Origin of the sequence: Methylobacter sp. Wu8 (genome assembly GCF_036440755.1) — a bacterium.
Lineage (GTDB): Bacteria > Pseudomonadota > Gammaproteobacteria > Methylococcales > Methylomonadaceae > Methylobacter_A > Methylobacter_A tundripaludum_A.
The window spans coordinates 29813-52268 of the sequence record NZ_JAZGVT010000073.1 but is presented as its reverse complement, the minus strand read 5'-3'; the positions used below and the strand labels follow the sequence as shown (position 1 = coordinate 52268).

The window sequence follows — 22456 nt, the reverse complement described above, 5'->3', positions numbered from 1 at the left end:
AGGAAGCTGGAGCTCCCCGCACTGAATTCCCAAGCTGGAGCTTGGGAACTAGCACTCAAAATCCTTACCTGCATAACTCAACCAACGTGTCCAACCTCGGACGTGCATTTTTGACGTAAGGATTGTTTTCATCCCAGGCATAACCGGCCAGTATTGAACTGATCATCGCCTTCACTTCGGGTTGTTGTCTCGGGTGGAAGATCACATCCTGAAAACGGCCGTCATACCAGGCATCGACATACACCCGGAAGGTATTGACGCCGCGCTGCAAGGGTTCGGCGTAGTCCCGCTGCCAGTCGACCGCTTCATTGTTAAATTGCCTGACCAACATATCCGCAGCCAGGCTGGACGATTTCATCGCTATCGTCACGCCGGATGAAAACACCGGGTCCAGGAACTCGCCGGCATTGCCGAGCAGCGCATAGCCTTTGCCGTACAGGCTTTTTACATTGGCGGAATAACCGACGATGGTGTTGATTTTCTCATCGAACACAGCGTTTTGAAGCAATGCGGCCAGGCTGGGGTCTTGATTGATGATGTCCTTCAAGGCTTGGTCGTTATTGTCCCAGCCCTGAAGAAATTCCGGTTCCGCGACCACGCCGACGCTGCTGCGCCCGTTGCTGAACGGGATCAGCCAATACCAGACATCCTGATGCCCGGGATGCACCGTGATCCGAATCTTGTTTCTGTCGAATTGCCCTTCCCCGATCCTATCTTCAATATGCCCGAACAAGGCTTGCCTGACCGGAAACCCGGACGGCGATTCCAAATCCAGCAGCCTTGGCAGGATACGCCCGAAACCGCTGGCGTCCAGCACGAAGTCGGCACTGTAGGTCATGACCTCACCCTGACTGTTGCGCACCGTCAGCTTGGGCCTGTCGGCGGCGAAATCGGCCGCCAGCACTTCCATTTGCCACTGTATGTCAACGCCCATGCGCACGGCTTCATCGGCAAGCAGCTTGTCGAACCGGCCGCGCTGCACCTGAAACGTGGTGCCCATGCCGGGACTGAATTTGTCCTCGAAAGAAAACTCGGTTTGCAGGTCCCGGCAGACGAAAGACGCGCCGTTTTTATACTGGAACCCGGCGTTGACTAGCGCGTCCAGCATCCCGGCCTGCTTGATGAATTCCATGCATTGCGGCAGCAGGCTTTCGCCGATGCTGAAGCGCGGAAACAGCTGCCGCTCCAGAATGGTCACTTTAAAGCCCTGGTTTTGCAGCAATGCCCCGGCGATGCTGCCGGAAGGCCCGGCACCGATGATGATAATTTCGCCTTTGTTAGTGTTTGTCATGTTATTTTTATATTCCTTAAGCGATGCCCAATAAAAAATTTATCCTGCATATCGGGTTCTGTTATTTACCACGAAGACACGAAGTTTATGTTTGGTCTTCGTGTTCTTCGTGTCTTCGTGGTGAGTAAATCTCCTTAAGCCCAATCAATGGCGCGCACAGCAGCGCCGTTACAATACCGGCAGTTACGGTAAACCCGAACGCATGCACGATTTCGGTAGAACTTATCGCCAACAAGCCGAACGCCAGCAAGGTCGTCAATGCCGAAAGTGTAACCCCCAGCGAGGTGCTGGCGCGCCTGTCGCCCGCCATGAAAAAGAACAGCCCGTAATCGACGCCGATGCCCAGCACCAGCAACAATGCAAACAGGTTGAACAGGCTGAACAACTGGCCGAACCAACCCAGCATGGCTAACGAAACCGCCAGCGAAACAACCGGCACCGACATGATGATCGCCCCGTTGCGCCAACCGAACTTGAAGCCCAAGCCCAACGACGCCAGGCAGAAAGCAGCCAGCAGCAAGCCGCTGGCCCTGACCCGGTAACGCGCAAACAATGACGATACCGACTCGACCTGATCCACCCAGACAACACCCGGCAAATCCTGTAACTCCGTTAATGCGCCAGCATCGCTGATGCCGGTTAACGCAACCGTGCTTTGACAGCGAACGGAATCACAACCCAGCCACAACTGCTGCTTGGCTTCATCGGCAGCCGCCAGCCATTCCGGCAAGGCCAGCGTATTAGACTCCGCCGAGGCAAACTGCTTCAGTTCGGCCTTCACCGCCGTCTGTTCAAAACCGAGATCGGTCATGTAATGTTCAAGCAAGCCCGAGTCGTACAGCTTCTGCTTTAACAGCCGGTAATTTTGTTGCTGCCGGTTTGCATCAGGCCAATAGCCGCTCAAGCCTTCATAAGCGGTCAGCGCTTTTTGCTGTTTTAACATGTCCAGGCGCTGAAGCAGTCTTTGTTCATTTTGGTGCCAGTCCGCTTGATCTTGCCCCGACACCAGAAAAAACCGGTTGTCGGGACTCATCGGAAATAAAGACCGGATTTTATCGGCGGTGCGGAGTAACTCGGCCGGCGGCGATTGCAGCAAGCGCACATCATCCTGCGGTGTCAGCATCCACAGACCGCCCGCTATAAAAATCGCCAACAGCAAGCTTAAGCCGCGCCGATGCTTGCTTACCCAAAGCGGCCAGTGCTGCTCCCAATAGCTTGTCAGTTTAAGTATGCCCGGCTGATGATCAAACTTGAACCCGGTTAGCAGCAACGGAAACAGCAGTACCACCGTCAGCCACGCAACCAGCAAACCCATCGCGGAAAATAACGCCACTTCCTGCAAGCCTGGAAACGGCGAAAAACCCAAGCCTGCGTAACTCAGCAGGTTGCTTATGAGCCCCAACGTAAGCCCCGGCAGAATAAACTTTAAGCCTTTCCGGGGATTCCAGTCCTTCTCGCCGAAACTGTCGCACAAGAAATGTTGCGCATAGTCATCGGCGACGCCGATCAAGCTGGCGCCGAAAACCAAAGTCAGAATATGTATTTTGCCGAAAAACAGCACGCAGATAACCCACGCGGCAAGCAGGCCGCTGCCGATTGCGAGGCTCGATAACAGCAATGGCCTGACGCTGCGGAAAGTCGCCCACAGCAATACGATAATGCCGAGACTCGAACCTATGCCGACCGTGGAAATTTCCTGTTTGGCCGCCTTGGCGCCATGCGCGGTAAACAAAGGCATGCCGGAAACCAGCAGCTCGCCGCCATCTGCTTTGACTTGTTCGGTTGCGCCGTCAACCAGATTCGACAAGATTTCCAGCTTGTCCAGCTGCAACCTTTCATCCTGCAACTCGGTCAATAGCAACGCCCAAAACTGCTGCCGGTCGGACAACACGACGATGCCCTGCTCCAGATTCAGCTTGACCGGATTTTGTGCGTTGAAATAACGGCTGAATATCAGCGACGGATCGCGCTCCAGATCGGCCGCCTGCATCTGCCCGATCGGGCTGTTAAGCATTTCCAGATTTTGCCTGATCAACTGCTCGGGATTAGTCGCCAAGATTGCCTGGGTTTGCGCATCCAGCAGCTGATAACGGTAAGGGAATAGTTGCCGGTATTGCCTGATGTATTGCTGCTGGGGAAACTCCAGCACCACCTTGTTGAACAGCCGGCTTTGTTCCAGTTGCTGTTTGAGTTTTTGTGCATGACTGATAGCCTCGTGGGAAGTCGCCGCCCCCGCCACCAGCCAGACCACTTTCCGGTTCAGCAGCTGATTATGTTGCCGGGTGGCTTTGGCGATTTCCGGCTGCTGTTCGTTGCTTGGCAATAACGCCAAAAAGCTCGTTTCCAGCCAGTCTTTAGTCAAGGCCTGACCGCCGAGAATACAGATGACCAGCATTCCGGCCAGCCAAAGCCCCGCAGTTAACTTAGGGTGATAAACGTTCAAAATCGGCTTCCTGTTCCTCGGTCAACTGTAACGGGTGCGTGACGTTATCGAAACTAATGCGGGTGACATTGCCGGCGGCTTCGCGTATTTCCAACCAACGCAGCTCGGTGTCGCCGGACAGCAGCATCGTACTGATGATCTTTTTCAGCATCTCGTCCTTGGGGCTTAGCTCCAGCTGCCAGGACGTTTTTTGATCGGTTCCGGCGATGTTAAAACCATCGGTCAACGCCGCCAAGTCGCCGCCCAGCATGGCCTTGAAAACCTTGCCGAAAGCCGCAGGCACCGCTTGCTCGCCCTGCCCGGTCAGCAGCTTCGACTCGTTGACCAGCAACAACGAAACCACCGGCGTCAGGGTTTTCCAGATAACGCCCTTGCTTTGGTCGTAAGTGAACGTGCCCTTGGAAACTAAAGGCTTATGTAAAATTTTAAGCTGTTTGTGCTGGTGAAAGTCGCCCTGAGCAATCGGTGTTTTTGCCAAGCGTGCGGCGATCTCCGTCAACACCGCTTCATCTGCAACACCTAGTCCGCATGCCAATAAATACAGCAGCAGCGCTTTTATTAAAATCAAGAAGCCTCCAGCCCGAGTTTTTCAAGCAACACGACAGGCGATGCAAAGCACATTTCCCGCGTCGCCATGTTTACAGCCACCTGGATGCTATGGCCTTTGGTCAGCCTTAGGCCTGTGTGTTTATCGGTGATCAGGTAGTTTATTTTCAAGCGGTTTTCCCATTCGACGATTTTGGCTGTTACGGTAATAATCTGCCCGAAAACGGCAGGCCTCGCATAGCGGATGCCAAAATCGATGACCGGCCACGCGTAGCCGGAGTCGCGCATTTGCGGGTAGTTGTAACCGATTTTGTCCAGCAGCGCGCAGCGTGCGATTTCAAAATATTTGGCGTAATGCCCGTGCCAGACCACCTCCATCATGTCGACATCATGGAAAGGGATTTGCAGATCGATTGAAGTTTGATGAATCATTATTATCTCGTTCCCACGCTCCAGCGTGGGAATGTAGTTCCAGACGCTCTGCGTCATCTTACAAAACAAGGTGTCGTTAGCGCGATAGTTGATTTAATCGAGTGCTCGCACCCGAAGGCGAGATACTTTTCACCCAATCTCGGGGCGCAGCGCGCCCTGACTGCGTTCCCACGGGCGCGTGGGAACGAGAAGAAAAAGTTGCGCCACCCCAGTCAAAACCGCGGATAAATCATTCTTATCCCGTTCAGTACTATATATTATCTCATACCTTACAATCAGCCTATTCCGCTCAATGTCACCACAGGCAAAAGCAACGCCGCCCAGCTTCCGGCCGCCTTCAAAAACTGAAAACCGCGCTGCGTGAAGTATAATATCCGCCACATTCTTAACTTATAGAGGCGCAGCTATGCACGTTACCTTGGTTCATGTCCACGTAAAACCCGCCCACATCGATGACTTCATTGCCGCGACACGGCTCAACCATGAAGCTTCGATCCAGGAGCCCGGCAACCGCCGATTCGACATACTGCAATCTCCCGAAAATCCCGGCCAATTTATCCTTTATGAAGCCTATGCTTCTGCCGAGGCTGCGGCGGCCCACAAGCAAACCCCCCATTATTTAACTTGGCGCGATACCGTGGCGGACTGGATGGCCCAGCCGCGCCAAGGCGTCCGTTACGACGGCCTGTTTCCGCAAGGATAAAACCCATGCAATTTGAATCTTTCTCACTCTCGCGTTTGCCGCGCATTATTTACGGCAGCGGCCGTATCGACGAAGTCCCGGCGCTGGCGGCGAACTATGGTCGCACCGCCTTGTTGGTGACCGGTAAACACTCTTTCTGCTCGACGCCGCGCTGGCAAGCTTTTACCCAGACACTGGAAAGCAGAGGAATCAACTGGTTGCACTTTACCGTTTCCGGCGAACCGTCGCCGACGCTGGTGGATCAGGCGGTCAGCCGGTTTCGCGGCGAATCGATTGACGTGGTTATCGCGATCGGCGGCGGCAGCGTGCTCGATGCCGCCAAAGCGATAGCAGGCCTCCTGCCGCACGGCAATTCAGTCATGGACCACCTCGAAGGCGTCGGCAAAAACGTCCCGTACCACGGCCCCAGCACCCCGTTTATCGCCGTCCCCACCACCGCAGGAACCGGCAGCGAGGCGACCAAAAACTCAGTGCTGAGCGTACAAGGCCCGGACGGCTTCAAGAAATCCTTCCGCGATGAATGTTTAATTCCCGAATACGCAGTGATCGATCCCGATTTGCTGGCGAGCTGCTCCCGCGAACTGGTCGCAGCCGACGGTATGGATGCGTTCACCCAACTGCTGGAATCCTACGTTTCGCTGAAAGCCAACCCGTTTATCGACGCGCTGGCCTGGAGCGGCATGAACGCCGTCAAGGAAGGTTTTTTTGCCGCCTGGGAAGGGAGCGAACCGGCTGCCGCTCAGGGGCGCGGCGCGATGGCTTACGCGGCCTTGCTGTCCGGCATCACCCTGGCCCAAGTGGGCCTGGGCTCGGTACACGGCTTGGCCTCGCCGCTGGGCGCTTACTTTCCTATCCCGCACGGCGTGGTCTGCGGCACGTTGGTATCCGCCGCGACCGAGGTCAATATCAAGGCCATGCGACAGCGCGAACCGGAAAATCCGGCTTTGGCTAAATATGCGCAAGTCGGGCGGTTATTGACCGGCCGGGATGAGCTTGACGATGCTACGGCGCGATCGGCGTTAATTGCTTTATTGGCCGAGTGGAGTGAACGGCTGCAACTGCCGAGACTTAATGGCTATGGCATTAGCGCGGATGATTTTCCGATGATTGTTGCTAATAGTCGCGGTAGCAGTATGCAGACTAATCCGATTGTGCTGACGGATGAGGAGATTTGTTTGATTTTGGTGAAGCGGCTTTAATAAGGTGTCGCTAACGCGACGGTTGATTGGATCGGGGTCTCGCCCCCGAGGGCGAGATACTTTTCTTTGCTCCGCCAAAGAAAAGTATCCAAAAGAAAGGCGGCCCGGTTGCCGCTTGCTTCCTGCGTTCCTCGCTTTCGACGGGGGTTGACGAAAGGGGCTCCTGCCCCTTCGTCAACGTGCGGCCTCCCTGCCGCACCCCTACGGGCTGCTCACTCGGCACATCCCTGTGCCTCGCCCTTCGGGTGCTACGCATGCAAATCGGCTATCCTGCCGATTTGTCCCGGCGAAAGCTCCGGTACTCGGCGCGGCAAACGGGATTGAATCCGTACCACCGGCCGGTTTTCTTCGTTGCCGCACGGTACTCATTAGTTTACAGCAGCATTTAAAAGCACGTCATTCCGGCAGGGATTGCTGGAGTCCAGAGCACAGGGATGTGAATCTGTCGGTTGGTACTTCACCGACATCCTACTCACTTAACCGGAGCGCAGTTATAATGCTGTTTTCTTTTTCAACTTTAAACGAACTAGCCCGATTGTCTTTACATTAGGCATTGTATTTTATGACACCTCAATATTGCACTCTTGATTCCTTAGAAAAGATTCACCAATTTCTACGAGGATTCAGACCTCACAGTGGCGTTGGATGGTGGTATAGAGGACAAGCTGATTATTCATGGCTACTCCTCCCTAAAGCAGCAAGACAGGAGTATGTTTTACCAGACAATAGATGTCTTCTAAGGTTTCGGTATTGGTGCGAACAAGCAGCGGCCTACTTACCAAACCTTCCTGAAAATGAGTGGGAACGCTTGGCTCTTGCACAACATTATGGTCTAGCCACTTGGCTTCTGGACTGGACTTCGAACCCTTTAGTTGCGTTATATTTCGCATGTAGCGAGTACCCACACAAGGACGCCGCACTTTATTTTCATATGCCCTTACTTCACATCAAACCGTTAAAAATTCAAATTGATAGTGGCGAATTTAATGGCTCTGGATTCACTTCAAGGAGCATTTCTACTCGTATCTTAAATCAGCGAGGTTGTTTTACAGTGCATTTGCCAGTTGAGCGTGAAATCGTTTGCGAAGAAGTTCCCGGCACGAAAGACTTTCCGAATTTATTAAAAGCTAAAATTCCCGCAGGACTTAAAAAAGACATCCTCGTAATGCTCGATGATTATGGTGTGAATCGTGTTACATTGTTTCCTGATCTCGATGGGCTTTCAAGCCATATTAACTGGGAAACTTATCTAATGACTAACCGAACCAAAAAAACTGGTGCCTAACAAATCAATAAAAGGGACGCACCCCGCCGTTGGCGGTTCTCAGCGTAGTGAAACGATATTAATAAAACCGAAATACTTATGGATAAATTACTAAATCCGTTAATAGATGGTGTTACGAGTGGGAACATTCTAGTTGTTGCCATAATTTTTGCGGTGGCGTTCATCTTCAATGTCGAGAAGATATTTAGCTTTTTGGATGGGAGAAAAAAGGTAAAAATACAACTCATTGAGGAATCACCACAAGCGGGGCGGGGTTTGCAACCCCGCTCCTAACGTTTATACAATGCCTAACTACCGTCAAACGTTTCGGGCGGGGCAACATGCCCCGCCCGGCGGAGGTAAAGTACCAACCAATAGATTCACATCCCTGTGTTCTGGATTCCGGCAATCCCTGCCGGAATGACGTGCTTTTAAATGCTTGTGTATAACAATGAGTACCGTGCAGTAGCGAAGAAAACCGGCCGATGGTACGGACTGAATCCCGTTTGCCGCGCCGAGTACCGGAGCTTTCGCCGGGAATAGCCCGTAGGGGTGCGGCAGGGAGGCCGCACGTTGACGAAGGGGCAGGAGCCCCTTTCGTCAACCCCCGGCGAAAGCGAGGAACGCAGGATCAAAGCGGCAACCGGGCCGCCTTTTCTTTGGTTACTTTCTTTTGGCGGAGCAAAAGAAAGTAACTCGCCCTCGGGTGCGAGAACCCGATTCAATCAACCGTCGCGCTAGCGACACATTTTCTCGTTCCCACGCGCTGCGTGGGAATGCGGTTTAAGGCGCGCCGCGCCGCGAGTCACCGTCAAGCCTTAAAAACACGAACCAACCCGGCAACGCCCCCTTTATCTCCGGCGCTGGAATACTTCCAATGCCTGTCATCCACATACCCTCGTTTACTTGGCGCAGCGCGCCCTGGATTGCATTCCCACGCGGCGCGTGGGAACGAGGATGTGGTGTGAGTGAAGAGACAGTACTTGCAGTCCAAGGCGCGCTGCGCCGCGAATCACAGCCAATCCTTAAAAACAGGAATCAACCCGGCAACACCCGCATAATCCCTGGCACTGGAATACCGCCAATGCATAGGCTCATCGACATAGCCCCGTTTCACCGGGTTTTGATGGATATACTCCAGCTTCTGCCGAAGCACCTGCTCGTTCTCGATTAGCTGCGGATGCGATCCCTCTTCCCAGCATTGATAATCCCGATCCTCGCGTTTGTATTCCTTGCGGAAAAACGCCAGTTGCTGCAACAAGCGCTCGGCGCGGCATTCTTTCAGGTGGTCGATCAGTTGGCGGGCCGTGTAGGATTTGAAGCGCGGCAATTCCACAGACAGATTCTCGGCTTGTACGATCATATGGAGGTGATTTTCCAGGATGACGTAGCCGTATATTTTCCAGCCGTGTTCTTCTTGCCGGTATCGTAGTGCGTCCAAAATGATGCCTGCGGTTTGCGGTCTGGTGAATAGCGGCATCCAGTTCAGCACGGTGCAGGTCAAAAAATGCGGGGCTTGTTCGTGGCAGATTCGGTAGCGGCTACGGCCCATAGTGTTTAATCCTCGGGGCGCAGCGCGCCCTGAACTGCATTCCCACGCGGCGCGTGGGAACGAGGAGTAGTTTTAATCATATAACTCCCAATGCTGATTGCGTATTAACATCAGACACTGTCGTAGCTCTTGTTCCAACGCCCGGTCGACATTTAAAAACGGGCTATATTCGCGTAGTTGCTTGACGGTATTTTGCAAAGCCGGGCTTAACGCCTCCACATTACCCCGCAACTCAACGCCCTGAACAACCGCAAGCAACACAGCCACCGCAACCTGCTCGGTCAACTCCAAAATGCGGATACAATCTCTCGCTGCTATCGTGCCCATGCTGACCTTGTCCTGGTTATGGCACTCGGTAGAGCGGGAAAACACGCTGGCGGGCATGGTCAATTTAAGCGCTTCGGCCGTCCAGGCGGACACCGCTATTTGCAAGGCCTTGAAGCCGTGGTTCAACACCGCTTGCTCGCCGGTAGCGCCGGAAAGATTGGCGGGCAGACCGTGGTTGAATTTGGGGTCCATCAACTGCGCCATTTGCCGGTCCATTAAATCGGCCAGATTGGCCACGGCGGTCTTCAGGCTGTCCATCGCAAAAGCGATATGGCCGCCGTAAAAATGGCCGCCATGCAGGACGTGTTCGCCTTCGGCATCGATGATCGGGTTGTCGTTGGCGCTGTTTAATTCATTCTCGATAAACTGCCGCAGCCAGGGCAACGAGTCTTCCAGCACGCCGATGATATGCGGCGCGCAGCGCAACGAATAGCGATCCTGCAAGCGGGTATCGTGGCGCGGCGCACTGCGCTGCAACTGCAAATCCGAACGTATCCGCTCGGCGACGCGGTTTTGGCCGGGGTGCGGCTTGACCGAAAACAGTTTCTCGTCAAAATGGTAGGCATTGCCGTTCAAGGCGATCGAAGCCAGGCTGGTGATCCGCGTGGCCAACCGGGATAAATATTCGGCGCGTTGATAGGCCAGGCAGGCAATGCCGGTCATGACCGCCGTGCCGTTCATGATCGCGAGGCCTTCTTTCGGTTTTAAGGTCAGCGCTTCGATATTGAGTTCCGCAAAAACCGTTTGCGTCGGCTGACGCCGGCCCTGATACAGCACATCCCGCTCCCCGGCCAGCACGGCGGCGACATAGGATAACGGCGTTAAATCGCCGCTGGCGCCGACCGAACCTTCCTGCGGGATCAACGGCAGGATGTCCTGCTTTAATAATTCAGCCAACTGTTTCAATAGTTTGTAGCGCACGCCCGAGTAACCGCGCGCCAGACTGGTCAGGCGCGCGGCCAGTATGGCCCGTGTCTGCTGGGCGTCAAAATGATCGCCCAGCCCGCAGCCGTGGAACGTGTACAGATGCTTGGGCAGTTGCTCGACCAGGTTCAGCGGAATGGAGACCGTGCAGGACTCGCCGTAGCCGGTGGTTACGCCGTAAACAAAGCCTTCTTCCTTTAACAAGGTATCGATAAACCGGGCGCCTTTGTTGATGCGCTCAATAAATTTCGGCTGCCTGCCTAACTCAACCTGCGCTTGTTGGTTGGCTATTTGGCAAATAGACTCAATCGTCAACGCCTGCCCATCAAAAACCACGGTATTCTTACTGTTCATCGCTTTCTTTATCAATCAATTGCCAAAAATCAAAAAAGTTAAACCACTGTAACGGTTCCATTAAGCAATAATGCTCCAGTCGCCGGGCATAGCTTTGTATGGTTTGCTGTATGGCATGCTCGCGGGTTTTTCTGGGGAACGTCAACAGTTCGCTGAAATGTTCAAAATAGATCGCCTGTCTGCCCTGCTGTTTCAGGCAAAACAAGGTGTAAACCGGACATTTAAGCAGCGAGGCCAGGATAAACGGGCCTTGCGGAAACAACGCATCAGCGCCCAGAAACTCGGCCCGGCTCACGCGCGGATGCGGGCTTACCGGCGTCCGGTCCGCGGCAATGATGACCAGTTCGCCGTTGTCGATTTTATCGCTCAGCAGCATTGACGTGGCGGCGCTGATGTCGGTCACCTGGATCAGGTTTAAGCCGCTATTCTCGTTGGTTTGCTTCAGCAGGCGATTGAATTTTTCGGCGTGCTTGGTGTGTACCAGCACGTTGATGCGGGGCGCGCCATCCATATCCGCAATCACGCGGCAGACTTCAAGATTGCCCAGGTGCGAGCCCAGCAGGACTGCGCCCCTGCCGGTCTTGATTTGAGCCAGCAATTCGCCGCGCCCTGCATAATCCACGTCCGCCAGCGTCAACGCGCCGGACCAGGCCGCCAATTTGTCGATAATGGCGTTGGCAAAGCAGATGAAGTGCCGGTAGCTGTCCAGGAGGCTTCCGCTCAAATCCGATGCGGGCGAAAGCTTCGCAACGCGCTTTAAATAGGCTTGGCTGGCCGCCCTGCCCGGCTTGTTCGCCAGCCAGTAATAACTGACGACCGGGTATAAAAACCACTGCAACGCGCTACGCCCCAGCAACAGGTAAACGCGCAGCAAGAAACGCATGCCCCGGATCATGCTCCATTCGCCCATCTCCGACCAATGCGAAGATTTACTCATCTATAGCGCCTGCCCAGCAGTTGCGGGATGCGCGGCAACATGCCGAAAAACAGCTTGGCGTGGGTTTTCGAGATCCTCAGGTTATCTTGCCATAATTTGAAATGCGACACGCCGTCATAAGGATACTGCACACGCGTCGGTATATTGATCACGTCTACGCCTTGCCAATACAGGCGCACCAGGATGTCGATGTCAAAATCCATGCGCTCGGCTATCTGAGTGGTGCGGGTTAGCTCTGCCACCGCAGCCAAGGGATACACACGGAAACCGCACATGCTGTCTTCAATCGCAAGCGACAAGGTGTTGATCCATACCCACAGGTTAGCGATAGTTCGGCCGTAAACCCGGCTCTTCGGCGCGGTTTGATCGAACACCGGCCGTCCTAAAATCAGCGCATCAGGATGCCGCTTTCCGGCCTCGACAAACGCCGGAATATCGTTCACGTCGTGCTGTCCGTCGGCATCGATCTGGATTGCATGGCTGAATCCCATAGCCTGCGCCGCCTTAAAGCCGTCCAGTACCGCAGCGCCTTTGCCGCCGTTTTCAGGACGGTTGATTAAGGTCAGCCAGTCCGGTTCCCGTTCGGCACAATCCGCCAGAATCCGGGAGCAAGATGCCGAGCTGCCGTCATTAACCAGTAAAGTCGGCATGCCGAAGCTTTTTAATTGGGCCAGCACCAGGGGAATCGCGGCTTCGTGATTGTAAACGGGAATGATGATGCAAGGTTTCATTGGCTATAAAACTCCGAAAGCATTATTCACCACGAAGAGCATGAAGGACACGAAGAAAAATAGTTTGAAAACTTCGTGGTTGTTCGTTTTTGTACTGAATACTTTCATCGTCCCTTACCCTCGTAAACCATGCGCCCCGAGCTATGCGCGCCGCGCTCCGAGCTGAAATTGAAATACAGTTTTCCCGTTGTCGGATTCCAGTCGAGCGTCAGCGTTAATTGATCGCCGGGCTGGATGACTTGGGTGAATTTAACCACTTCCATCTGCGAAAACGGTTTATCAATAACGAAAAACAGCTTGCCGAAATGCTCCACCCAAGCCAGTTGTACTACGCCCGGCAAAATCGGGTAACTCGCAAAATGATCGGGGAAATAAAGTAAATCTTCGGGAACTTTAAGCTCAAGCCGGACGCCTTCATGAGTCATATTAAAATTGAGCGTCTGGGGGAGTTTTCGGCCATCAAAATCCAGCAGGATTTTTAATAGATGATGCTCGATCTTACCTTGAGTGGTTAACGGCATCGTGTTTACAAACAACCATTTTCTGGGCAACACCACCGGCTCGAACCATTGCTCAAGCGTTCTGCGCAGTTGCCTGATTAGCCGGTTTCTGCCGTGGATTGCCAACTGCTCCAAGCCCTGTTGACTTAGCACTACGACCGCCGCGACAACATCCCGGCTTTTATTGATTACCAGCGCATGCGCATCCTCTATCCACGGCTCGGCCATCAAGCGTTGCTCCAGTTCGGCCAGGGACAGGCGTTTTTCTTCGACTTTGACGATGCGATCCGACCTGCCGTGCAACATGAACCGGCCATCATCGTGCAAGGTGATTTGATCGTCCAACTGGAAACCTTGCTCTGCTTGCAAGTAAGGCGAATGTAGCAACCAGTTGCCATCGATATGACTCAACGCCATGCCGTAGAATAACGTCCAAGCCTCATCCTGCCGCCGCCAGGCGATACCGCCGGTCTCGGAGCTGCCGTAGACTTCGATCACCGCCTGCCCGCTTTCGTTCAATATCCGCTCCGCCGCATTTCCCGGCAACGCGCCGCCGGAACTGAAAACCGCCTTTAACCCGGCAATGCCGTCCCAGGGCGATGCCTGATCCAAGCGCTTTAAATGCGCCGGGCTGGCAATCCAGTATACGGGGCCTTGTTGAACAGCGCTGACCAGGGCTTCGGGATTGATATAAGTCTGGCTATGAAAGCACCGCCCTGCCGACAACGGCCATAACACGCGGAACAGCAAGCCATAGATATGCTGATGGCTGACTGTCGCCAATGCCGCAGCATCGCCCAGTTGTTCGCCCCAGTTTTTTTCCAGCGTGTCGATTTCAAGCTGAAACTGGTGCAGGCATTTGGTTATCGGTTTGGCCTGCCCCGTAGAACCGGAGGTAAAAATAACCAGCTGACTGTCAAAAGGGTTTAACGGCGATAACGATTGAGTTGGACTGTCCGCCACGTCCAAACAGTAATCGAAGGGCTCGCCGATGTGCCAGTCGCCCAGCAATTGACAGTCTTTTTCTAATTGCTCCGCGGTGCCGGGACGGTTATTGCCGGGCATCCAGATTTGTTTACCGGCATGCAGCAACGCAAACAGCAGCACGGCGAAGGGATAAGCGTCTTCAGTGTACAAGGCATAATTCAAGAACGGCTGCGCTTGCAGTTTGCCGGCCCAGGATTTAACGGCGTCGGCAAACTGCCCTGACGAATAATACCGTCCGGCATGATAGGCGACAGGCGCGTCTACCGGCCTGTTGCCAATTAAGCAGTGGGACAACGGCAGCAGTTTATCTGACATGTTTCTGGGTTCTGATCCTGACCAGATATTCCGCGGCGAATAAAACGCCCATCAACACGTAAGCGATCAGGCCGTTGTATAAACTCCAGACTTCCAGGCTGGCCCAAAGAGCCGTCGCCAAGGCCAATGCGCCGTTAATGATGAAGAAGCCGCACCAGACTTGCGTCACGCGGCGGGTATAAATAACGCCTTCCGGCGGCAAGTCGGGGTGCTGAATGCGCGCCAGGCGCTCAATCAAACTGGGCGGATAAAACAAGCTCCAGCCGAAAATGAGCAGCATCAAGCCATTGACCAGCGTCGGATAAAACAGCAACGCGCCTAACTGGTTGCTCCACATCGCAAACACGCAATAGCCGATGCCCGCAATCGTTAAAGGAATACTCCAATGTTTGCTGGAATAACCCGCCGCCAGCCTGACCAGCAGCAACACGATCAATAGGGCGGCGATTTTCCAGGGCTCGAAATGACGTCCGCCGAAAAAGACTGCCGCCGGGTATAACAGGATTGACAGGCCAATCATGCTGTTTGCAAGCAAGCGCATATTTATCTCGTTCCCACGCGCTGCGTCACGGCCAAGTTAACCACAATGACACCGTAGGAGCGGGCCGTGCCCGCGACATTTGAGCAGCGATTGCAGAATTGTAGCTACTTCATCGCGGGCATGGCCCGCTCCTACAACGCTTAACTTCATAGCCGTGACTCGCGGCGCAGCGCGTAGGAACGAGAAAAAAGGACATAACCGGATCGATAAAACCAGCAACCGCATGTTAGTCATTAAGCATTTTGTAAACCGCCTCGACCACATCGCCAATGGTGCGGGCCGTTTTAAAATCTTCGGCTTTGATCGCTTTGCCGGTCATTTCTTTAAGCCTGACGATCATGTCCACCGCATCGATACTGTCGAAATCCAGGTCTTCATACAGCCGCGCGTCCAGGGTGATGGCCTGTTCGTCCATCTCGAACAGCTCGGCCATTATCTCCCTGACCGCCGTTAAAATTTCTTCACGCTCTTTGATCATCATAACCTCAACCGCGCGCCGCTTGAATGTATTCAGCCAACGTTGAAACCGAAGAGAAAATCTTCACCGCGTCTTCTTTTTCGGCATCGATCTTTACATCGTATTTTTTGCGGATAGCCAAGCCCAATTCCAGCGCATCGATGGAATCAAGCCCCAAACCGTCGTTAAACAGCGGCGCATGACTGTCTATATCCGCCACGCTAATATCCTCCAGCTCCAGCGTATCGATAATCAGTTGTTTTAATTCATTTTCCATCGTGTTTATAAAGCTCTCTGTTGCGTAAAGTAATCTTGCAGGTACTGGGTAAAACGGCGTGTCCCGACCGATTTTGGACTGATGCCGACAAACTCATCCAGTGCAATGTCGTCTCCGACGTGCATGGTCAGATGAAAGCGGCGGTCGGGAATTTGATACCACTGCTCGGCCTTGGTTAAGGTGCTGGGATAACAGCTCAGCGTGACCGGCGTCACCACGGTATTGGCCTGCAACGCAATGGCCGCCGTTCCGCGTTGAAAACGATACGGCTTGCCGGGTATTGACCGGGTTCCCTCAGGAAAAATAACCATCGACCCACCCGAGCGCAACCAGGCGACGCATTCGTCTATCATTTGCCCGGGATCGCCGTTGCTGATGTATCCCGCATTGACGATCGGGCCGCGCATGAACGGATTATGCCACAGCCCGGCTTTGACAATACAGCTGGCCTGTTTGATACGGCTGATCAAAAACACAATATCGACCAGCGTCGGGTGATTGGCGATGATCAACTGGCCGGGCCGGTTAAGCTTGTCCAGGCCCACGACTTCGTAAGTCATTACGCCCAGTCTGTGCATCAAACCGATGAAGACATAAAAACTGTAAGACACTATTTTTTGGCCCCGGCTGACCTTTTGCCGCGGATTGCCGGGCAAAAAAGACAACACCGGAAACACGAATATCCACAGCAATAGGCCGCCCGCGCCAAAACAAAAAAAACTCAGTCCCGTTGCCAAAAGACGCCAGCCGTAGCCGAGTTTTGCGGTTATTTTTTGTACCATTCCCAACTGTGTCTATGATTGCCCAGCGCCAACGCTTTATCGTCGGAAACAAGAAACTTTAAAAAAGAGAATATCTGCGAAGCGTGCTCGCCATCGTCGCGCCGAGCGGGCGACCTGCTAAACCGCATCGGTAAGCCGTTCCCGGTCAAAGCGATCCTTAACGCCAGCGCACAAACCGCAGGCCCATTGAGCGCAAACGGCTGCGACGGATAAAAACCCGATAGCGGTTCATCATACAGCACGATCAGTACCTCGTTATGGCGTTCATGCAGCAGCCCCAGCGCTTCAATAAATGCCGGAGCGATGCCGTCCTGGCCCGGCGCAATCACGGTGATTTCCTGATGATTGGCATAGGCTATCGAAAACAGTCCCGATATGGCGTTATGAACCGACAGGCTAAAAGCTGTCGGCGAAACTTCCTCGCCTTTCTGCATGCTTTGAAGCATCTCCAATGACTTGTTCACTTCGCCATGGGCGGAGCTGAACACAATCGGCAGTGCTTTATCGCCATCCCTGCAACCGTCCGCCGCATTAAAAACCGCTCTGGCTAATGGGCTTAATCTGCGTTGCAGTGTCTTTGGCGCCATAGCCGGTAGCGCCGCTTTTTCGGCTTGGACAAAGGCTTTGCCGCCAAGCCAATCCTCGCGGCTGCTGACGCCGGGAGCCCAGGCATTCCAGTTCAGCACGGCAAAATCGACCGCTTTTGATAGTACCATTATATCAACCCCGTTGACCGTTGACACTTGATGGATAGCACCGGGCGTTTATAGCCGCGTCCGGTTTGCTGTGACTGTATTAGCGCGATGGCATGACGCCCAGAACCGGCGTGTTGCTTTTAAACATCGCCCAGACGGATACGCCGGGCGTCAGCATCAGACTTTGTGCGCTCTGCTGCGTGATCATCGCGGCCAATGTCTCGCCGCCGGCCAGCAGCACAATCACCTCCGCATTGACTTCGTCCTGCTGGACGCGAATCACGCTGCCGGACAAACAATTTCGCGCCGCGTAGCGAGTGGACCCGGAATCGATGACCAGCGTGATGTCGGCGCTGTTGACCAGCAATACCGCATCGTCGCCGACCTTTAACCCGAGATCGTTCAGCGATGTCTGGGTGAGAGTGGTAATCACCTGTTCGCCGCCTTTCAAGGTCACGGCAACCTCGGCATTCACCGTGCCGGCCTGAACCGCGCTAATACTGCCGAAAAGCTGGTTGCTGGCGCTGGTTTTAACCACCAACCGCTGCAACAGCAGGACCGTATCGGGGTCGTCTGCGAGACTTCGGTTGAGCTGTTCCAGAAATTGCCGATGCTGTTGTTCCAGGCGGGTAAACAGCGCCAGCAAAGAGCGTCCCGACTCGGTCAAACAGGTGCCCCCGCCTTTACTGCCGCCGGTGGCGGTGCTGACCAATGTTTTCGGTGCGCCGTTGTTGGCTCTTTCGATGATTTGCCAGGCGCCTTTATAACTCAAGCCCACCTGCTTGGCGGCCTGATTGAGCGAGCCGCTTTGCTCTATCGCCCTTAGCAAACCGATCATGCGTCTGTCCAGACCGGCCAGCCGCAATTCGCCATCGACCCAGCAAGTCGGAATAGTGTTGTGATTTGAATTACCGATCATAGATGCTTGTATTGCGGTATAAAAATTGAGTTAAACATTATTTCCCAGTCAGGGCAACCCGTTTCCAATCAAATGACGTGAGGGCGGTGCTGAATATCCCACCATTGTCACCAAGTCTACAGAACATAACAAAATGTCCGAAACAAAACATTATCCACTTTTTCGACGACAAAAATAATCAATATAACTCAATAACTTAATATCGTTAACATTCATTGGCACACCGCTTGCTTAAGCATTACCATTAACTCGTTATGTACTTTTATACATAACGAGTTAAACTAGAGCGCCGTCTTATTTTAGTTTTCCACAATAAGACCTGTATGTATCGGCGAATCAACGTACAACTTGCATGGATGCAGGAGCAATTGCCGAGATGTAAACATCATAACTCATAATTATTAGGTCATTGACGATGAGAAGAATACCTCTTGCCGGTGTGGCGGGCCACACACTCAGTTTGATTGTCGCCGGCGGCTTTTGCATGGCCGGTAGCGGCACTGCTCAGGCTGCTGAGCAGAAAAAATACACCAAACCGCCATTTACTGCCTTTTCCAGCCAGATGCCCGATGCCTTGCTCGGTTCCGACAAATACGAAAAACCGGTCTGGAACCTGCACGACGCACTGAACTTGCCGAACTGGCTGTCGCTGTCGGTGGAACAGCGCACCCGCTACGAAACCCTGGACGGCAGTTTCAAAGCGGGCGGCAAAGGCGGCGATCAACAAATTCCGCTGCAACTCGATGTATTTCTGGAGGCCCGCTACAATCATTTTCGCGCCGGAGTCGAGTTTCTGGATGCCCGGCAGGTCGGCGCCGATAGCGGTTCCGGGATCAATAACACCCATGTCGACGAGGCCGATTTTATCCAGGGTTATCTGGCCTGGGCTGATCAGAACGTCGCCTACAGCGGTTTGGGCGCGGAAGTCATCGTCGGTCGTCAGTCGCTTAATTTCGGTAGTCGCCGATTGATTGCCAGAAACGCGATGCGCAACACCATCAATAGTTTCGATGGCGTGCGGCTGCGTTTGCTTGATTATAACAACTGGCAATTCAATGCTTTTGTGACCAAACCGGTCGGCCGCTATCCGAATAACTCGCAGCAACTGCTCGACGGCTTCCACAGTTTCGACGAACCCGAATACCAAACCTGGTTTTCCGGCGGATTTTTGGAAAAATATAACATAGCCTGGGGCATTAACGCCGAACTGTATTTGTACCATTTGGACGAAGGCGACCGTAAGCGCAGCCAGACCGCCAACCGCCGCTATTTTACGCCCGGCATGCGCTTTTACATGAAACCGGCCAAGGGCGCATTCGATTTTCAAACCGAAACCATCGGCCAATTCGGCACGGTGCGTTCATCGACCGCCGCCGGCAATGGTACCGATTTGGATCATTCCGCCTGGTATCAACACTTGGATGTCGGTTACACCTTTGATATTCCCTGGTCGCCGCGCTTGGCGCTGGAATATGATTACGCCAGCGGCGATCACGATCCCAACGATAAGAAAAACCAGCGTTTCGACACCCTGTACGGCGCGCGGCGCTTCGAGTTCGGTGCGACCGGCATATACGGCGCTTTTGCCCGCAGCAATATCAATACGCCGGGGTTACGGGTTACCGCCGCGCCGCGAAGAGATGTGCAACTTGGCCTAAGCCATCGCTTCTATTGGCTCGCGGAAGACAAGGATAGTTGGACCACGGCCAATCTGCGCGATGCCACGGGCAGAACCGATAACTTTGTCGGCCAGCAGATCGAACTGACGGCGCGCTACGATTTCAACAGCAGCCTGAATTTCGAAACCGGCTATGCGCATCTGTTCAAGGGCACTTTCGCCAAGGAGACCGCCAATGCGCCGGATAAGCAAGACACCAATTTCTTCTATGTGCAAAGCATGTTGCGCTTTTGACGGATTGATGAGCCGATGAAAACAGATAAGCTGAGCGTATTCGGCAGCGGAGCCCTTATCGGCACATTGGGCGGCCTGATTGGACTGGGCGGCGCGGAATTTCGCCTGCCCTTATTGATCGGGCCGTTCGGCTTCGCCGTCCTGGAAGCCGTTATTGTCAATAAGGCGATAAGTCTTATTGTCGTGGCCTCGGCGCTGCCGTTCAGGATGGGAACAGTCCCGCTCAATGAGCTGGCGGCGCATTGGAGCATAATCGTGAACCTGCTGGCGGGAAGCCTGTTAGGCGCGTGGTTCGGGGCCGGCTGGGCGATAAAGCTAAAAACCGAAAGCTTTTACAAAGTCATCGCCGTGTTATTGGCGGCAATAGCCTTGTTGCTTGTATTCGGCCATAACCCGGCAAATGCAAGCCTGCCACCGCTTTCGGGCGCGCTCCAGGTCGCCGCCGGCGTGTTCGCGGGGTTTGGCATAGGCGTGGTCGCTTCGTTATTGGGCGTCGCGGGCGGAGAGCTGCTGATACCCACGCTGGTATTGCTGTTCGGCGCGGACATCAAGCTTGCCGGGAGCTTGTCGTTAGCGGTCAGCCTGCCCACCATGCTGACCGGCTTTACCCGCTACAGCACCGACCGAAGCTTTGCCGTATTGGGACAAAACCGAGACTTTCTGTTGATGATGGCAGCTGGGTCGCTGTTTGGCGCTTTCCTGGGCGGGCAGCTACTCGGAATGGTTCCGGAAACCATATTACTGCCGTTATTGGCGTTAATACTGCTGCTCTCGGCAATTAAGGTCTGGCGGCACGGATAGTCCGGTGTTTCCGGCTTTCGCATACGATTTTTACTACGCGGCATCGCTCCGCGCTTTTAACCAGCAACACTTCTTTAACTTTTGGAGAATACTATGTTACCTAACCGTTTTTTTCGTCTTCTTATCGTCGCATGGCTGATGTTGCTTACGCCTACTACCTGGGCTGCAACCACTCTGGTCGCCGTAGCCTCTGATTTCACTAAACCGATGACCGAAATTGCCGCTGAATTTGAAAAGGCTACCGGCCACACCGCCAAATTATCGTTCGGTTCCTCCGGCAAGGCTTTTGCGCAAATCCAGAGCGGTGCGCCGTTTGAGGTGTATTTATCGGCCAGCGAACAATACCCGCTGGAACTGGAAAAAACCGGTTTCGCGGTTGTCGATAGTCATTTTGTGTACGCCATCGGCAAACTGGTGTTGTGGTCTGCGAAACCCGGCTATGTCGACGGTCAGGGAAAAATCCTGGCAACCGGCGACTTTAAACATATTGCCCTTGCCGATCCTAGCCATGCGCCTTACGGCGTGGTGGCGGAAGAGGTGATGAAAAGCCTGGGCGTACTGGACAAGCTACGGCCCTTGTTCGTAATGGGCGAAAACATCTCGCAAACTTTTCAGTTCGTCAGCACCGGCAATGCCGAGCTGGGATTTGTGGGGCTGGCGCAAGTTATTAATGTGAATAGCGGAAAAATCGGCAGCGGTTCGGGCTGGCTCATACCGGATGATCTGCATAGTCCATTCCGTCAAATGGCCGTGTTACTGAAAACCGGCGCCGAAAATCCGGCCGCCCTTGCCTTGGTGGATTTCCTTAAATCTCCGGCGGCATTGGCGATTATAGAAAAATACGGTTTTGGTTTGCCTAAATAATCAAGGGGGCACTTATGCTGACCGCTGCCGATCTCGATGCATTGTTTTTAACCTTCAAAGTCGCCACCATCGCAACCGTGTTGATGCTGCTGCTCGGCACGCCGCTGGCCTGGTGGCTGGCCCGGACGCGTTCTTCGTGGAAAGGCATTATCAACGCCGTCGTCGCGCTGCCGCTGGTGCTGCCGCCGACGGTGTTGGGCTTTTATTTGCTGGTGCTGATGGGACCGGCCGGAGCTGTCGGCAAGTTCACTACTTGGCTGGGTCTGGGCACATTGCCGTTTACTTTTTCCGGCCTGGTCATCGCGTCGGTGCTGTATTCGTTGCCGTTTGTCGTGCAACCGTTGCAAGCCTCATTCACGTCTATCGGCGAACAACCTTTGGAAGCCGCCGCGACTTTGCGCGCCAGTCCGCTGGATACTTTTTTTAGCGTGGTTATGCCGCTCGCTAAACCCGGCTTTTTGACCGCATCCATTTTAGGTTTTGCGCACACGGTCGGGGAATTCGGCGTGGTGCTGATGGTCGGCGGCAATATTCCGGACAAGACCCGCGTGGTGTCGGTGCAAATCTACAACCATGTCGAAGCGCTGGAATACAGCGAAGCGCACTGGCTGGCGGGCGGCTTGCTGTTGTTCTCGTTCAGCGTACTGCTGGTGCTGTACACCGCGCTGAAAACTCAGCCCGTCGCTCATCCGCTTAAATGATT

The 22456-nt window shown here is 53.9% G+C and carries 23 protein-coding genes; 8 read left to right on the top strand and 15 right to left on the bottom strand.

The features are described 5' to 3' along the window. Positions 1–64: 64 nt before the first annotated feature. The 4 genes from V3O24_RS15970 to V3O24_RS15955 all read right to left on the bottom strand — a co-directional run bounded on the left by V3O24_RS15970 (position 65) and on the right by V3O24_RS15955 (position 4712). Positions 65–1291, bottom strand: a complete 1227-nt coding sequence (locus V3O24_RS15970; RefSeq protein WP_331307981.1) for an NAD(P)/FAD-dependent oxidoreductase — start codon at positions 1289–1291, stop codon at positions 65–67. A gap of 85 nt (positions 1292–1376) precedes the next feature. Then, positions 1377–3734 carry an MMPL family transporter gene (locus V3O24_RS15965; protein ID WP_331307980.1) on the bottom strand — a complete coding sequence of 786 codons (2358 nt, stop codon included), beginning with the start codon at positions 3732–3734 and terminating at the stop codon, positions 1377–1379. Then, positions 3715–4302: an outer membrane lipoprotein carrier protein LolA gene (locus V3O24_RS15960; RefSeq protein ID WP_331307979.1), complete on the bottom strand. Its 588-nt coding sequence runs from the start codon at positions 4300–4302 to the stop codon at positions 3715–3717. The genes V3O24_RS15965 and V3O24_RS15960 overlap by 20 nt, the downstream gene beginning before the upstream one ends. Further along, on the bottom strand, positions 4299–4712 hold the full coding sequence (locus V3O24_RS15955) for an acyl-CoA thioesterase (RefSeq protein ID WP_331307978.1): 414 nt from the start codon (positions 4710–4712) through the stop codon (positions 4299–4301). Before V3O24_RS15955 ends, V3O24_RS15960 begins: the two co-directional genes overlap by 4 nt. A gap of 406 nt (positions 4713–5118) precedes the next feature. Between V3O24_RS15955 and V3O24_RS15950 the strand changes: the two genes are divergently transcribed. The 4 genes from V3O24_RS15950 (at position 5119) to V3O24_RS15935 (ending at position 8172) form a co-directional block, all read left to right on the top strand. Continuing rightward, positions 5119–5415, top strand: coding sequence for an antibiotic biosynthesis monooxygenase (locus V3O24_RS15950; protein ID WP_331307976.1), 297 nt, complete (start codon positions 5119–5121; stop codon positions 5413–5415). A gap of 5 nt (positions 5416–5420) precedes the next feature. Continuing rightward, entirely contained in the window at positions 5421–6614 is a 1194-nt protein-coding gene (locus V3O24_RS15945; protein WP_331307975.1) for an iron-containing alcohol dehydrogenase, read from the top strand. A gap of 562 nt (positions 6615–7176) precedes the next feature. After that, entirely contained in the window at positions 7177–7899 is a 723-nt protein-coding gene (locus V3O24_RS15940) for an FRG domain-containing protein (RefSeq protein WP_331307974.1), read from the top strand. Between the two features lie 78 nt (positions 7900–7977). Continuing rightward, on the top strand, positions 7978–8172 hold the full coding sequence (locus V3O24_RS15935; RefSeq protein WP_331307973.1) for a hypothetical protein: 195 nt from the start codon (positions 7978–7980) through the stop codon (positions 8170–8172). A gap of 718 nt (positions 8173–8890) precedes the next feature. On the opposite strand, the gene V3O24_RS15930 is transcribed toward V3O24_RS15935, so the two are convergent. From V3O24_RS15930 to V3O24_RS15880, 11 genes are all read right to left on the bottom strand, one after another. After that, the gene (locus tag V3O24_RS15930; protein WP_331307972.1) at positions 8891–9430 is read right to left on the bottom strand and encodes a transposase; all 540 of its coding nucleotides are present in this window, start codon (positions 9428–9430) and stop codon (positions 8891–8893) included. A gap of 72 nt (positions 9431–9502) precedes the next feature. Next, positions 9503–11035 (bottom strand): aromatic amino acid ammonia-lyase, encoded by a 1533-nt coding sequence (locus tag V3O24_RS15925; RefSeq protein WP_331307971.1) that lies wholly within the window; start codon positions 11033–11035, stop codon positions 9503–9505. Further along, the gene (locus V3O24_RS15920) at positions 11025–11972 is read right to left on the bottom strand and encodes a hypothetical protein (protein WP_104422339.1); all 948 of its coding nucleotides are present in this window, start codon (positions 11970–11972) and stop codon (positions 11025–11027) included. The genes V3O24_RS15925 and V3O24_RS15920 overlap by 11 nt, the downstream gene beginning before the upstream one ends. Beyond that, complete coding sequence (locus V3O24_RS15915; protein ID WP_104422338.1) at positions 11969–12703, bottom strand: glycosyltransferase family 2 protein; 735 nt, start codon at positions 12701–12703, stop codon at positions 11969–11971. The genes V3O24_RS15920 and V3O24_RS15915 overlap by 4 nt, the downstream gene beginning before the upstream one ends. 104 nt (positions 12704–12807) lie before the next feature. After that, entirely contained in the window at positions 12808–14505 is a 1698-nt protein-coding gene (locus V3O24_RS15910) for an AMP-binding protein (protein ID WP_331307970.1), read from the bottom strand. Further along, positions 14495–15046, bottom strand: a complete 552-nt coding sequence (locus V3O24_RS15905; protein ID WP_331307969.1) for a hypothetical protein — start codon at positions 15044–15046, stop codon at positions 14495–14497. Before V3O24_RS15905 ends, V3O24_RS15910 begins: the two co-directional genes overlap by 11 nt. Positions 15047–15272: 226 nt before the next feature. After that, positions 15273–15521, bottom strand: a complete 249-nt coding sequence (locus V3O24_RS15900) for an acyl carrier protein (RefSeq protein WP_331308067.1) — start codon at positions 15519–15521, stop codon at positions 15273–15275. Positions 15522–15531: 10 nt separating this feature from the next. Beyond that, positions 15532–15780, bottom strand: a complete 249-nt coding sequence (locus V3O24_RS15895; RefSeq protein ID WP_348529994.1) for a phosphopantetheine-binding protein — start codon at positions 15778–15780, stop codon at positions 15532–15534. Between the two features lie 5 nt (positions 15781–15785). Further along, the gene (locus V3O24_RS15890; RefSeq protein WP_331307968.1) at positions 15786–16562 is read right to left on the bottom strand and encodes a lysophospholipid acyltransferase family protein; all 777 of its coding nucleotides are present in this window, start codon (positions 16560–16562) and stop codon (positions 15786–15788) included. Further along, positions 16547–17278 (bottom strand): beta-ketoacyl synthase chain length factor, encoded by a 732-nt coding sequence (locus V3O24_RS15885; RefSeq protein WP_331307967.1) that lies wholly within the window; start codon positions 17276–17278, stop codon positions 16547–16549. The genes V3O24_RS15890 and V3O24_RS15885 overlap by 16 nt, the downstream gene beginning before the upstream one ends. A gap of 79 nt (positions 17279–17357) precedes the next feature. Then, on the bottom strand, positions 17358–18176 hold the full coding sequence (locus tag V3O24_RS15880; protein ID WP_331307966.1) for a TOBE domain-containing protein: 819 nt from the start codon (positions 18174–18176) through the stop codon (positions 17358–17360). 415 nt (positions 18177–18591) lie between these two features. Here V3O24_RS15880 and V3O24_RS15875 point away from each other — a divergent pair, with 415 nt between their 5' ends. From V3O24_RS15875 to modB, 4 genes are all read left to right on the top strand, one after another. Beyond that, the gene (locus tag V3O24_RS15875; protein WP_331307965.1) at positions 18592–20088 is read left to right on the top strand and encodes an alginate export family protein; all 1497 of its coding nucleotides are present in this window, start codon (positions 18592–18594) and stop codon (positions 20086–20088) included. Positions 20089–20103: 15 nt separating this feature from the next. After that, entirely contained in the window at positions 20104–20889 is a 786-nt protein-coding gene (locus tag V3O24_RS15870) for a sulfite exporter TauE/SafE family protein (protein ID WP_331307964.1), read from the top strand. Between the two features lie 93 nt (positions 20890–20982). After that, a complete protein-coding gene (gene modA, locus V3O24_RS15865) occupies positions 20983–21753 on the top strand; it encodes a molybdate ABC transporter substrate-binding protein (RefSeq protein ID WP_331307962.1) in 771 nt (256 codons plus the stop codon). A 14-nt stretch (positions 21754–21767) separates the two neighbouring features. Further along, entirely contained in the window at positions 21768–22454 is a 687-nt protein-coding gene (gene modB, locus V3O24_RS15860) for a molybdate ABC transporter permease subunit (protein ID WP_331307961.1), read from the top strand. Positions 22455–22456: the final 2 nt, after the last annotated feature.

Coding starts and splice junctions, on each gene's coding strand:
- V3O24_RS15970 (WP_331307981.1), bottom strand. CDS start 1,291: ATGACAAACACTAACAAAGGCGAAATTATCATCATCGGTGCCGGGCCT.
- V3O24_RS15955 (WP_331307978.1), bottom strand. CDS start 4,712: ATGATTCATCAAACTTCAATCGATCTGCAAATCCCTTTCCATGATGTC.
- V3O24_RS15950 (WP_331307976.1), top strand. CDS start 5,119: ATGCACGTTACCTTGGTTCATGTCCACGTAAAACCCGCCCACATCGAT.
- V3O24_RS15945 (WP_331307975.1), top strand. CDS start 5,421: ATGCAATTTGAATCTTTCTCACTCTCGCGTTTGCCGCGCATTATTTAC.
- V3O24_RS15940 (WP_331307974.1), top strand. CDS start 7,177: ATGACACCTCAATATTGCACTCTTGATTCCTTAGAAAAGATTCACCAA.
- V3O24_RS15935 (WP_331307973.1), top strand. CDS start 7,978: ATGGATAAATTACTAAATCCGTTAATAGATGGTGTTACGAGTGGGAAC.
- V3O24_RS15930 (WP_331307972.1), bottom strand. CDS start 9,430: ATGGGCCGTAGCCGCTACCGAATCTGCCACGAACAAGCCCCGCATTTT.
- V3O24_RS15925 (WP_331307971.1), bottom strand. CDS start 11,035: ATGAACAGTAAGAATACCGTGGTTTTTGATGGGCAGGCGTTGACGATT.
- V3O24_RS15920 (WP_104422339.1), bottom strand. CDS start 11,972: ATGAGTAAATCTTCGCATTGGTCGGAGATGGGCGAATGGAGCATGATC.
- V3O24_RS15915 (WP_104422338.1), bottom strand. CDS start 12,703: ATGAAACCTTGCATCATCATTCCCGTTTACAATCACGAAGCCGCGATT.
- V3O24_RS15910 (WP_331307970.1), bottom strand. CDS start 14,505: ATGTCAGATAAACTGCTGCCGTTGTCCCACTGCTTAATTGGCAACAGG.
- V3O24_RS15905 (WP_331307969.1), bottom strand. CDS start 15,046: ATGCGCTTGCTTGCAAACAGCATGATTGGCCTGTCAATCCTGTTATAC.
- V3O24_RS15895 (WP_348529994.1), bottom strand. CDS start 15,780: ATGGAAAATGAATTAAAACAACTGATTATCGATACGCTGGAGCTGGAG.
- V3O24_RS15890 (WP_331307968.1), bottom strand. CDS start 16,562: ATGGTACAAAAAATAACCGCAAAACTCGGCTACGGCTGGCGTCTTTTG.
- V3O24_RS15885 (WP_331307967.1), bottom strand. CDS start 17,278: ATGGTACTATCAAAAGCGGTCGATTTTGCCGTGCTGAACTGGAATGCC.
- V3O24_RS15880 (WP_331307966.1), bottom strand. CDS start 18,176: ATGATCGGTAATTCAAATCACAACACTATTCCGACTTGCTGGGTCGAT.
- V3O24_RS15875 (WP_331307965.1), top strand. CDS start 18,592: ATGAGAAGAATACCTCTTGCCGGTGTGGCGGGCCACACACTCAGTTTG.
- V3O24_RS15870 (WP_331307964.1), top strand. CDS start 20,104: ATGAAAACAGATAAGCTGAGCGTATTCGGCAGCGGAGCCCTTATCGGC.
- modA (WP_331307962.1), top strand. CDS start 20,983: ATGTTACCTAACCGTTTTTTTCGTCTTCTTATCGTCGCATGGCTGATG.
- modB (WP_331307961.1), top strand. CDS start 21,768: ATGCTGACCGCTGCCGATCTCGATGCATTGTTTTTAACCTTCAAAGTC.